The 11,549-nt window shown below is 71.5% G+C and carries 10 protein-coding genes; 4 read left to right on the top strand and 6 right to left on the bottom strand.

Features of this window, described 5'->3' with window-relative positions; translation table 11 throughout:
- Window positions 1-182 precede the first annotated feature (182 nt).
- On the bottom strand, window positions 183-740 hold the full coding sequence (locus D7W82_RS19840; RefSeq protein ID WP_199727790.1) for a DUF192 domain-containing protein: 558 nt from the start codon (window positions 738-740) through the stop codon (window positions 183-185).
- A complete protein-coding gene (locus tag D7W82_RS19845) occupies window positions 737-1,141 on the bottom strand; it encodes a TIGR02266 family protein (protein WP_120528360.1) in 405 nt (134 codons plus the stop codon). Before D7W82_RS19845 ends, D7W82_RS19840 begins: the two co-directional genes overlap by 4 nt.
- Window positions 1,142-1,166: 25 nt before the next feature.
- Between D7W82_RS19845 and D7W82_RS19850 the strand changes: the two genes are divergently transcribed.
- From D7W82_RS19850 to D7W82_RS19860, 3 genes are all read left to right on the top strand, one after another.
- Window positions 1,167-3,530, top strand: coding sequence for a hypothetical protein (locus D7W82_RS19850; RefSeq protein WP_199727791.1), 2,364 nt, complete (start codon window positions 1,167-1,169; stop codon window positions 3,528-3,530).
- Between the two features lie 54 nt (window positions 3,531-3,584).
- The gene (locus tag D7W82_RS19855; protein WP_120619842.1) at window positions 3,585-4,112 is read left to right on the top strand and encodes a hypothetical protein; all 528 of its coding nucleotides are present in this window, start codon (window positions 3,585-3,587) and stop codon (window positions 4,110-4,112) included.
- A gap of 73 nt (window positions 4,113-4,185) precedes the next feature.
- Window positions 4,186-4,659, top strand: coding sequence for a nuclear transport factor 2 family protein (locus tag D7W82_RS19860; RefSeq protein WP_120619843.1), 474 nt, complete (start codon window positions 4,186-4,188; stop codon window positions 4,657-4,659).
- 15 nt (window positions 4,660-4,674) lie between these two features.
- Here the strand turns inward: D7W82_RS19860 and D7W82_RS19865 are convergent, their stop codons facing one another.
- Complete coding sequence (locus D7W82_RS19865; protein WP_120619844.1) at window positions 4,675-5,643, bottom strand: homoserine kinase; 969 nt, start codon at window positions 5,641-5,643, stop codon at window positions 4,675-4,677.
- A gap of 144 nt (window positions 5,644-5,787) precedes the next feature.
- Between D7W82_RS19865 and D7W82_RS19870 the strand changes: the two genes are divergently transcribed.
- Window positions 5,788-7,395: a tetratricopeptide repeat protein gene (locus tag D7W82_RS19870; protein ID WP_120619845.1), complete on the top strand. Its 1,608-nt coding sequence runs from the start codon at window positions 5,788-5,790 to the stop codon at window positions 7,393-7,395.
- Here D7W82_RS19870 and D7W82_RS19875 read toward each other — a convergent pair.
- The 3 genes from D7W82_RS19875 to D7W82_RS19885 form a co-directional block, all read right to left on the bottom strand.
- Entirely contained in the window at window positions 7,392-7,883 is a 492-nt protein-coding gene (locus D7W82_RS19875) for a hypothetical protein (protein ID WP_120619846.1), read from the bottom strand. The genes D7W82_RS19870 and D7W82_RS19875 overlap by 4 nt on opposite strands.
- A gap of 1 nt (window position 7,884) precedes the next feature.
- Entirely contained in the window at window positions 7,885-9,222 is a 1,338-nt protein-coding gene (locus tag D7W82_RS19880; protein WP_120591075.1) for a cyclic nucleotide-binding domain-containing protein, read from the bottom strand.
- Between the two features lie 103 nt (window positions 9,223-9,325).
- Complete coding sequence (locus D7W82_RS19885; protein ID WP_233587806.1) at window positions 9,326-11,266, bottom strand: FHA domain-containing protein; 1,941 nt, start codon at window positions 11,264-11,266, stop codon at window positions 9,326-9,328.
- Between the last annotated feature and the right edge of the window lie 283 nt (window positions 11,267-11,549).

The following is an 11,549-nucleotide window of genomic DNA, read 5'->3' on the forward strand; positions in this document are numbered from 1 at the left end:
GCCTGCGCGAGCGGAGCGAGTGGACGCGGACGGCAGCGGGCACACCAGCGGCGAGGGCGCGCGCTTCGACGCGCGGCGCGCATCCTGCAGAGGTGGCGTGGCGCGGCCTCGAGCAGCGCGTCACTTCTCCATCACGGGCGGACCGGGCGCACGACAAGCGCGCATCACCGGCTCCCGTTGCGTCACGGCGTGACGGGGATTGTGCTCACGCCCTCGAACTCCGCCGTGCCGCCGCGGACGATGCCGTTCTTCTGGCACCAGCCGCCCGGCACCTCCAGCACGTACTGGCTGGGGATGCCCACCGTGCGGTTCGTCAGCGTGCGCGGCTCCGCGTTCTCGATGATGCCCACGACGCGGCCCTCGGACGTGATGAACAACATGTCCAGCGGGATGAGCGTGTTGCGCATCCAGAAGCCGCGCACCTCTTCATCCGGGAAGATGAAGAGCATGCCCTGCCCCGCCGGCAGCGACTTGCGCCACATGAGCCCGCGCGTGCGCGACTCGCCCGTGGCGGCCACCTCCACCTCCACGCGGTGCACTCCACCGTAGGCATCCTTCAGCCGCACGTGCGCGCGCGGCAGGGTCGGCATCACGTAGTCCTCCGCCGACACGTCCTTGGACTTCGGACGCGCCGGAGCGGGCGCGGCGGGCTTCGGAGGCGCGGCGGGCGCTTCCTGACACGCGCCGCCCGCGAAGGCCAGCGCCGCCAGGACGAACGTGAGGCGCGTCCGCGTCTTCATGACGGGTGCTGGGGGTGCAGGGGCTTGTTGAGCAGCTTCTCGGTCAGCTCGGAGCCCAGGCTGTCCGACATGAGCCGCTCCACCAGCGTCTCGAAGTCCACGCGCTGGGACTCGCTGCTGTAGATGAAGCGGATGCCCATGCCGGGCTCCTCCGCGTCGGCCTTGGACCAGACGACTTCGCCCAACAACTCGAAGGGTGCCTCGCGGTGCGGCACCGTCAGCTTGAAGAGGAAGCGCGTGCCAATGGGCAGTGGCTTCTTCGTCTTGATGAACGTGCCGCCCTTGCTGATGTTCTTCGTGTAGTCAGCGAAGAACGAATTGAGCTTCTTGTAGTCGACCTTCAGCTCGATGGGCGCACGACCGTGGGTGCGCAGTTCGGATCCGCTCTTCTGTTCGGACATGCGGCCGGGGAGTATAGGGGACGCCATGCGGCAAGTCCTCCCCCGTGCCCGTGCACTGTTGGGCCGTCCAGCCGTCCTGGCCACCGTGCTGCTGCTCGGCGGTGGGGGGTCGGCCCTCGTCCTCCTCCCCCTCTTCGGGGTCCCCGGCTTCGAGCTGGGCCTGGCCCTGTCCATCGCCGTCGGCCTGCTCGGAGGTGGGACAGGCATCGCCGCCGCCGCCCAGGAGCGCCGCATCCTCACGGGCGCCGCCCCCATGCCCGCCCGGGTGGAAGCGTCCGCCCTGCCCGGAACCGCCGTGGGCCGCGCCCTGGGCGCCAGCGCCGTCCTGAACCTGGGGGTGCTCGTCCCCCCCTTCGTGTGCGCCCTGCTCTTCGCCCGGCTTCGCACCGCGTGCGACCCCTTCGAGCTGGCGGGCTTCTACCCCCTGCTCACCCTCCCCTCCGCCCTGGTGGCCTCCGCGGCGGGCGTGCTCCTGGGCTTCGCGACGGCCCGGCCCCGGGGCGCGGCGGGCCTGTACGCCCTGCTCCTCCTCGCCTCACTGGCGGTGACGGTGTGGCCCATCGTCTTCGGGCCCCAGGTGTTCGCCTTCAACATCTTCCTGGGCCACCTGCCCGGCCCGCTCTACGACGAGGCCCTCCAGATGACGGCCGCGCTGGGCTGGTTCCGCCTGGAGACGCTCTTGTGGGTGGGCGTCTTCGCGGGGCTCGCCATCGCGCTGCTGGATGTGCGCACCGGGCGCCTGGCGCTGAAGGGCGCGCGCGTGGGCGGGCTGCTGGGGCTGGTGCTCCCCTGCGCCCTGGGCATCCTCTGGCTGGAGGCCCGCGCGCCACAGCTGGGCCTGCGGATGAGCGACGCGTACCTCTCCGAGCAGCTGGGCGGCGTGCGGGAGACGGAGCACTTCGTCCTGCACTACCCGCGCGGCAAGGCGCGCCAGGACGTGGACCGCATGGCCCGCGACCTGGAGTTCCGCTTCACCCAGACGTCGGGCTTCCTGGGCGTGGCCCCCACGGAGCGCGTGCGCGTGTGGCTCTACCGCTCCGAGGACGAGAAGCAGCGGCTGGTGGGCGCCGGCCGCACCCAGTTCGCCAAGCCCTGGCGCACGGAGCTGCACATCCAGGACAAGCCCTTCCCCCACTCCACGCTGCACCATGAATTGGCGCACGTGATGGCGGGCCCGGCCGGCTCCGGCTTCTTCCGCGTCACCACCCGGCTGGGCGTGTGGCCGCTGATGGGCGTGATTGAAGGGCTCGCGGTGGCCGCGGACGACCCCGTCCAGGGCGAGCTCACCCTGCACCAGTGGGCCGCGGGCATGCGCCGGCAGGGGCTGGCCCCGGACATGCGCGACCTCATGGGGCCCAAGGGCTTCTACCAGTCCGCCCCGGCGCGCGCGTACACCGTGGCGGGTTCGTTCCTGCGCTACCTGGCGGACACCTACGGCGCGGACCGGCTGCGCGCCGTCTACGCGCACGCGGACTTCAACGAGGCCTACGGCCGGCCCCTGGACGAGCTCGTCACCGAGTGGGAGCGCACCCTGGACGCGCTGCCCCTGGACGCGTCCGCGCTCGCGCGCGCCTTCGCCCGCTTCCGCACCGGCAGCCTCTTCACCCGCGCCTGCGCCCGCGAGGTGGCCCGCCTGTCGGACTCCGCCCGCGAGTCGCTCGCCAGCGACCCGCAGGACGCGCTCGATCGCTACCAGCGCGCCGCCCGGCTCCAGCCGGAGGAGCCGTCCTACCAGCTGGGCCAGGCCGTGGCCCTGGACGCCCTGGAGCGCGGGCCTGACGCGGCGAAGGTGCTGGCCTCGCTCGCGGCCCAGGTGAAGGACCGGCCCGCGCTCGCCGCGGAGGTGGCCGTGGCCCGCGCCGACGTGGCCCTCCACCTGGAGGACGTGGAGGGTTCGCGCGCCTTCCTCCAGGCCGCGCTCGCGCTGGACCCGGGGCCGGAGCTCACGCGCACCGCCCAGGTGAAGCTGGCCGCGCTGGAGACGCCGTCGCGCCGCGCGCCCATCGAGGCGTACTTCCGCGCGCCGCAGGAGGAGCTGCGCCTCTTGCTGTTGGACCGCGCCCTCCTCGCTTCGCCGCAGGATCCGTGGCTGCGCTACCTGCTGGGGCGGCGGCTGCACCAGGTGGGGGCCCCGGCGCTCGCAGGCGAGCAACTCCAGCGCGCGCTTTCGGACACCACCCTCCCGGAGGCCATCCGCCGGGAAGCCACGCGGCTGAAGATTGAAGACGCCTACTTGGCGGGCGACTGCGGCGCCGTGCGGCATGAAGTGGGTGCGCTGCCGGACTACGGGGCCGCGTTCCGTGCGGCGGCCTCCGAGTGGCAGGCCCGTTGTGACTTCGAGCAGACGGCCTATCGCGGGCCCCTGGTGCCGCGTCAGGCTTTCCGCTAGACGCGGGCCCCTGCGCAGAGACGATTCACGCATTGACGGAAAGGTGGATGGGGCATGCACTTCGAGAAGACGCAGTACATCCAGGGGACGGTGGACGAGGTGGAGCGCGCGCTCCTCGACGAGCGCTACTTCCCGTACCTCCTCCAGCACCACGGCGTGCTGTTGGAGCTGCAGCCCCAGGAGGTGCGCGTCGACGGTGACCGCGTGCACCGCAAGGTGCGCTACCGCCCCAAGCCCGTCATCTCCTCCGTGGGCCCCAAGAAGGTGTCGCCGGAGTGGTTCGCCTTCATCGAGACGTCCACCTACGACAAGCGCACCAAGCAGCTCACGTTCACCAACACGCCCACGTCCCACACCATCTCCAAGATGCTGGTGAACACGGGCGTGCTGAAGCTGCGCGACCTGGGCAATGGCCAGACGGAGCGCAAGATGGAGGGCGAGCTGTCCCTCAAGGTGCCCTTCCTGCTCAAGCCCGTGGCGATGATCGCCGAGCCGCTCATCAAGACGGAGGGCCTCAAGATCCTCGACGGCGAGCTGCCCGTGCTCAACCGCTTCATCGCTGAAGTCATCCGCGCCAAATAGTCAAAGCGCATGGAGGGCGGCGGGGCCTGGGAATGGGTTGACACAAATGCGGTTGAACCCATAAGGCCCCGCCATGCACAACCGCTTCCTCGCCCTCTGCGCCGTCTTCTTCCTGGCCGCATGCGCCCCGAAGCGCATCCCCGGCACGGAGCTGGAAGACACCGGTGACACCCGCGCCATCCTCGCCGTGATGGAGAAGTACCGCGCCGCCCTGGAGGCCCGCGACGCGAAGGCCATCCAGGCGCTGGTGTCCCCGAAGTTCCGCGACGACTCCGGCACCCCGGACGACCCGGCGGACGACCTCACCGCCAGCAACCTGGAAGCCCACCTCCAGGCCCTCTTCCAGAAGGTGCAGAACCCCAAGGTGGACTTCAACGTCCGCCGCGTGGAGTTCCACGAGGACGAGGACATCGCGCTCGCCATCTACTACTGGAACGCGTCCTGGCGCATGCCCGGCCTCAACGCCCGGCCCCAGTCGGACTCGGAGCTGGAGCAGATGGTGTTCCAGAAGGTCAACGGCGAGTGGAAGATCGTCTCCGGCATCTAGCCGCCGGCCTTCCCCTCAGGCGCCCACGAGCGCCCGCAGCCCGTCCGGGCCCATGCCGTCCAGGGCCCGCGCGCGGGACAGGTAGGTGCGGAAGTCCTTGGGCGCGAGCTTGTCCGCGCCCAGCGGGGACAGGTGGTAGTCGCGGATGCGGCTGGTGGTGAAGCGCACCGCGCCGTAGAGGGCGTGGCCGTACAGCGCCCGCTTCTCCACGTCCGACAGCGGCCGCGCATCCTGGTAGCCGCGCAGGAGCGCCTGGCACCGCTCGGGCTGGTACGTCCCCTCGAAGCACCACGCGTTGAGGGTGATGGCCACGTCCAGCGCGTACGCGTCCACGCAGGCCATCTCGAAGTCGAAGAAGGCGCCCACGCGGTCGCCCAGCCACTTCACGTTGTCCAGGAAGAGGTCCGCGTGGATGACGCCTCGGGGCTCCAGTCCCTGGCGCTCGGCGTCCACGCGCGCGAGGTACCGCTCCAGCTCCGCCGCCACCGAGACGAGCTCCGGCTCTGGCCGCTGCGACAGGCCGCCCAGCCAGTCCTTCACCAGGGCGGGGCCGTAGGGGTTCGCGCGCGTGCCCCCGAAGGACTGCGTCACCCGGTGCAGCTTGCCCAGCTCGGCACCCAGGCGCTCCAGCACCTCCGGCGTGAGGCCGTCGCGAGTGTACTCCTCTCCGGCCAGCCACTTGAAGACGCTGATCCGCCCGCCGTGCAGCTCCAGGAAGGGCGCCGGGCCCGGCGGCACCAGCAGCACGGGCGCGGGGAAGTGCGCGCGGGACAGGTGCTCCAGCAGGGACGCCTCGAAGCGCAGATCCTCCGGCGAGCGCACCGTCGTGTGGCGCACGAAGACGCGGCCTGCGTCCGTCTCCAGCCGGTGGTTGGTGTTGATGGAGCCCTGGGGAATCGGCGTGATGGAGCGCACCGCCCCCAGGCCCCAGACGTCCGCCACCTGGGTGAAGGCCTCGGGGGGAAGTGTCGTGTAGACGGCCATGGCGTGCCTCCGGGGCGTGCCGCCCCCGCGTGCGTACTGCCCCCACCCGTTGACACCCCGGGGGGCCAGACCTATCTGGTCATGCCCGTCCTACTTCGCATCACTGTCTGAAAATCTTCAATCTTTGCGCGTGAGGCCACCCCCATGGAAACGTCGGGCCGCGGTGACTGGAAGCGTCGCGAAGGACTGGGCAGCGCCCTGGCCCAGATTGGCGTCGTCGCCGTGCTGCTGGCGGCGGGGGTCGTCTGGTACGTGCACCGGGGACAGGTGCGCCAGGAGGTGGACGCCCACCTGCGCACGGCGCGCTCCGCGGTTGTGAGGGGCAACCCCGGCGACCTGGCCATGGCGCAGCAGAACCTGGAGGCCCTCTTCGCGCTCGCGCCGGACTCGCGCGATGCGCGGGCATTGGCCGCGGACCTCCAGGCGGAGCTGTGGCTCACCCACCACCAGCCCGGCGCGGACGCGAAGGCGCGCGAGCAACTGGAGCGCGCGGAGACGCTGGGCTCGCGCTCCGGTGAGCGCTACGGCGCCCGGGCGCTGCTGCTCGTGGGCGCGGGACAGACGGCGGAGGCGAACAAGCTCTTGGAGGAGCTCAAGTCCCAGGGCGCCAACAGCCCCCGGCTGACGCTGGCCCAGGCGCGGCTGCTGCAGAAGGAGGGGCGCCTCTCGGAGGCCCGCCAGGCCTTCGCGCGCGCGGCGGAAGGGGCCTGGAAGGATCCGCGCTTCTCCGCGGCCTACGGGGAAGCGCTGCTCGACGAGGGGATGTTCCCCCAGGCGGTGGAGGCCTTCGCGCGCGCCACCGCCGCGAACCCGGATCACCTGCTGTCGCGGGTGACGTCCGCCCTGGCGCAGCTGTACGCGGGGCGGCCTCCGGATGGCGTGACGGCGTTGCTGGAGGAGGTGCGCTCGCGAGGCAAGGAGCTGACGCCCGCGCTCCAGGCCCGCATGGCGGTGGCCCAGGCGGAGGTCTCCCTGGCGAAGGGCGCCCCGGATGAGGCGCTCACCCACGTGGACGCGGCGCTGAAGGCCTGGCCGGACGAGCACTACGCCCTCTTCACCCGCGGCCGTGCGCTCGCGGTGAAGCGCGCCCCGGAGGCCCGCCAGGCCTTCGAGGCGGCGGTGGCGAAGCGGCCCACCGCGCCGCTGCTGACGCTGGAGGGCGCGCGGCTGCTCCAGGCCCAGGGCGACGGCGAGGGCGCGCTGGCCATGCTGGACGCCTACGAGAAGACCTTCCGCGAGGTGAAGGCGCGGACGGCGGACGGCAAGGAGCTGCCCGCGCTGGACAAGGACGACCGGTACTGGCTCACGCGCGGCGGCGTGATGGAGGCGGCCGGCCGTCAGGACGACGCGCTCGCGGCCTACGACAAGGCGCTCTCGGCGCGCGGCGTGGGGCTGGCGCGGGCGCAGTACGCCAAGGGCGCGCTGCTGCTCGCGCGCAAGGACTTCGACGGCGCGAAGTCGCTGCTCACCGCCGTGGCCCCGGAGACGGGCGCGGGCAGCATGCCGGAGGCGTACGCGGCGCTGGGCGAGCTGCTCTTCGCCCAGGGCGAGTTCGCCGCCGGGTGCCAGCAGCACTACTTCTCACTCGTGCGCGCCCGCGCCCAGGGCGCGCCCGCGGAGCAGCTGGCCACGCGCGCCAACGACATCAAGAAGCGCCTGGAGACCAGCGGCCAGCCCGCCATGGCCAAGGCCTGGCTCACGGAGGCGGGGCCGCTCTTCAACGGCAACGACCCCGCCGCGGGGACGCGCTAGAGCAGCTCCGAGGGGTCCAACCGGCGCTGCTTCGCCTTCACCACGCGCCACTCGCCATCGGCTTCCTTCTCGAAGGTGCCCTCGATGGAGTAGGCGTTGAGGACGCTGTCCCGGGCCAGGTCCTCCAGCTTGTCCGCCTGCGAGCGGCCGAAGATGAAGCGCGCCTGGAAGTCCCCCTGCGTGGGCGACACCTCCTGCACGTCGATGTCGGTGGTGAAGATGCGGACCCACTGGCCGCGCAGCACCTGCGCGGTCAGGATGCCGCGCACGTCCTGCTTGCTCCAGCCTTCCTTCGTCTTGAAGCGCTCGGACACGCCCTCCATCACCTCGCCCACGTCCTTGTCCTCGGCCGCGCTCGTCATCGCGATGATGCGCCGGGTGACGGCGTCCTTCACGCCCGGCTCCTCGCGCGGCCAGAAGAACAGCACGAGCGCCGCGGCGGCCACCGCCGCCATGCCAGTCAACACCCGGGTTCGAGTCAGCACCATCTCAGGCGGCCCCGGTCTCCGGCTCCAGCATCATGTCGTCCGCGTCGATGATTTCGAGCGGGCGCAGCGCTTCGCCAATCTGCTTCAGGCGGCGGTCGGACAGCTGCTCCAGGTACGTGCGGATGTTGGGGAAGGTCTTCACCAGCTCCTGGAAGGCCTCGCGCTTGAGCCACCCCGCCGCCGTCTTGCGCGTCACGGACACCGTGGCCGTGGCCCGCAGGCCCGTGAGGAGTGAAATCTCTCCCGCCACGTCGCCCTCGCGCAGCACGCCCAGCGTCACCATGCCGCCCGCCGGGTCCTCCTTCTGCACCGTCAGCTCGCCGGCCAGCACCAGGAAGAGGCCCTGGGAGTACTCGCCCTCCACCAGGACCTTCTCGCCGGGCTGGAGCGCGCGGAAGGTGAAGCGCTGGAAGAACGCGCCCCGCTCCGACTCCGGCAGCTGCTGGAACAGGGGCGAGTTCGCCATCAGGTTGCGCATCATGCGCTGCTGCGCGAAGTCCGCCAGCAGCTGCGGCACCGCCGGGTGGCTCTTCGCCACCGCGTTGAGGTGCTCGCGGCGGATTTCGAAGACCTCCGAGTCCGACACCGCCGTCACCGACGCGGTGGGCGGCGCGCCCGTGAGCAGCGCCAGCTCCCCGAAGATGGAGCCGCCGCCCAGGAAGCCCAGCGTGCGGTCCTCGCCGTCCGTCCTGCGCGTCACCTCCGCCTTGCCGGCGACGATGACGTGCAGGTGATCATCCGGCTCGCCCTCGCGGCTGATGACCTCCTCCGGCTTGATGGTGCGCCACACCATGCGCCCCACCAGGTCGAAGAACGCGTCCCGGTCCAGGTCCGCGAACAGCGGCAGGGGCGGACGGCTCTGCGGATCCGCGGTGCCGCCGGTGTCCGGCGCGGCCAGCACCTCGATGGCGCGGTTGGACAGCTCCTCGCCAACGAGGCCCATCAGGTCCGTGTCCACCTTGCCGTCGTACAGGTGCTCCGGCGGCAGGGGCGGCGGCACGGCGGCGCGGCCCGGGGCGCTGCGCGCGGCGCGCGAGTGCACCCGGTAGAGCGTCTCCTTCAGGCGGCGCTCGTTGGGCGACAGCTCCAGGGCCAGCTTGCACGCGGCCATGGCGCTCAAGAGGTAGTCGCGGCGCAGCAGCCCCTCCGCGCACGCGTGGTACGCGGTGACGGCGCGCTCACGCTCGCCCAGCTCCGCCAGGCACCGGGACGCCAGCATGCGCGAGCGGTGGTCCGCGGGCACGCGGCGAACGGCCTCCGCGAAGACGGCGAGGGCGCGCTCGAACTGGCGCTCCTCGAACAGGTCCATGCCCAGCTCACGCAACGACGACTCGTTCATCCGGTGTCTCCAGACCGCTCACGACGACAGGTGTGACAGGGATACATGAAGAGGCCGCCCACCCCACTCCCCGGGCGGCGGCCCCTGACGGAAAAGCTTCGCGCTACGAACCGCCGGCCTTCTGCAGCTCGCTCAGCGCCATCTCCGCCTTGCGCTTCACGTCCGCGCCGTCCGCGGACGCCTCGATGACGATCTTGAACTGCTCCGTCGCCAGGGCGGGGTCGCGGTCGCGCGAGATGTACGCCGACAGGTACAGCTCCTCCACCTTCTTCTGCAGCTCGTCCAGGCCGTCACGGGCGCGCGAGTCACCCGGGTTGAGGCGCAGCGCCTCGCGGAAGCTGCGGCCCGCCAGCGGGTACTCCTTGCGCTTGAAGGCCGCCTGCCCCGCCGCCACCGACGCGGAGGCCAGCTCGTTGTCCAGCGTGTCGCCCAGCGAGCCCGCGAAGCCGATCTGCCGGTACACCTCCACCGCGCGGCGCAGCGGCTTCACGGAGGCCTCCAGCGCGTTGTTCTCGTACTTCTTCTGGCCCTCCTCGAAGGCGGAGCGGAACTGGGGGATGAGCTTCTTCAGGTTGCGCGCGCGGGCCTGGATGTCCGCCTCGCCGCGGTACTTGTCCATCACCCGGTCCACCTCCAGCGACGCGCGCTGGAAGTCCCCGCCGTTGAAGCGGCGCTCCACGTCCTGGAAGGCCTCCGCCACGAACTCCGCGCGGCGCTGCTTGGCGTTCTCCGCGGCCACCGCCTGCCGGATGCCGGCCTGCCGCGCGGCCTGCTGCGCCTCCTTGGCCAGCTGGTTCTCCAGGTCCGCCAGCTTCTGCTCGTAGAGCGAGCGCGTGCCCTGCGGCAGCTCCGCGATGAGGGTGCGCGCGTCGTCCGGCCGCCGCTCGTTCAGCGCCGCATCGACCAGGCCCAGCGTGTACGCCGCCTCGCGCGAGTCCAGCTCCTCTTCCAGCTTCTTGCGCACCTCGTCCGTGCGCGCCGTGCCCTGCGGCGTGCTGGTCAGCTTCGCGCGCGCGTCCGGATAGCGGTTCTCCGCCATCAGGTCCCGGGTCGCCTGGAAGGCGTCCATGATGTCCTGCAGCTGCTGCGCCGCCTTGGCCACGCCGTCCACGTCGATGCCCACGCGCAGCTTCTCCGCCTCCTGGGCGAAGCGCACCGCGTCCGGGTAGTCGCCGTCCCGCACCTTGTCGCGCGCTCGCTGCATCAGCTCCTGGGCGCGCGCCTGGTTGGGGTCCACCACCGGCTTGGGCGGCGGCTTGTTCCCGCCGGACAGGGCCAGGCCGGCGATCAGCATCAGCAGCACCAGGCCACCGACCGCCGCGCCCACCTTCATCTTGAAGGTGATCTTCAAGCCCTCGCGCGCCGACGAGCGCACCGGACGCGGACGGGGCACGCCCGTCTTGCGCGCCTTCTCGTCGCGCATCAGGTCCGCGAGCTTGTAGTTCGCGTTGGTCTTCTCATCCAGGCGCGGGTCCTTCTTCTCCTCCTTCTTGTCCTCCTTCTTGTCCTCCGCCTCGCCGGACTCGGCCTTGGCGCGCATCTCCTTGATGAGCTCGCCCTCGTCCACGAAGCGCAGGCGCGTCTTGCCCACGGAGATTTCATCCCCGTGCTTGAGGATGCACTCGTCGACCTTCTGGTCGTTCACCTGGGTGCCGGAGATGCCGCCCAGATCGCGCATCACCACGCCGCTCTCGCCGTAGACGAGCTCCAGGTGGCGGCGGGACACCGTCTGGTCGCCCAGGGCGAAGTCGCAGTCCTTGCTGCGCCCCACCACCATGCGCACGCCCTTGAAGCGCTTCTTGCGCCCCTTGTCCGGGCCGTCCAGCACCAGCATCAGCACCGGGGGGCCGGCGCGCGTCGTCTCGGAGTTGTCCTCGTCCTCCTCGGCCGGCTCCTCCGCCTCCGGACGCATGGCGTCGATGGAGGCCACCCGCGTCTCGCCCGTGCGCGAGCGGACGGGCTCCGCGTCGCCGTACAGCTCCGGGTCGCCCCCGTCCTGGCTGTCCTCGCCGGAGAGCGGCGCGGACCAGTCTTCATCCGGCACGGCGGAGACGCGGCGCGAGCTGCCCCCCGCGGGGGCTTTGGGTCGGCGGTCCGCCGTCGCGCCCCCGGCCGAACGGCCGGTGCCCGAACGCGATGACGGTGATGGACGGCGAGGAGGCATGGTGGGTCCAGGTTGAAGCGGCGGACATCTTAGAGCGCCCACCGCACGGTGGGAATGCGCTCCCAGCGTTCCTTTCAGGGAAGACGGGCTCGATCCGGTTCGTTGGCCCGCACGCCGCCCCCTCCCCGATGTAGGTTTCCTCCATTCCCGTTTCCCCAAGAGC

This window comes from Corallococcus sp. CA049B, from assembly GCF_003611685.1.
Taxonomy (GTDB): Bacteria; Myxococcota; Myxococcia; order Myxococcales; family Myxococcaceae; genus Corallococcus; species Corallococcus coralloides.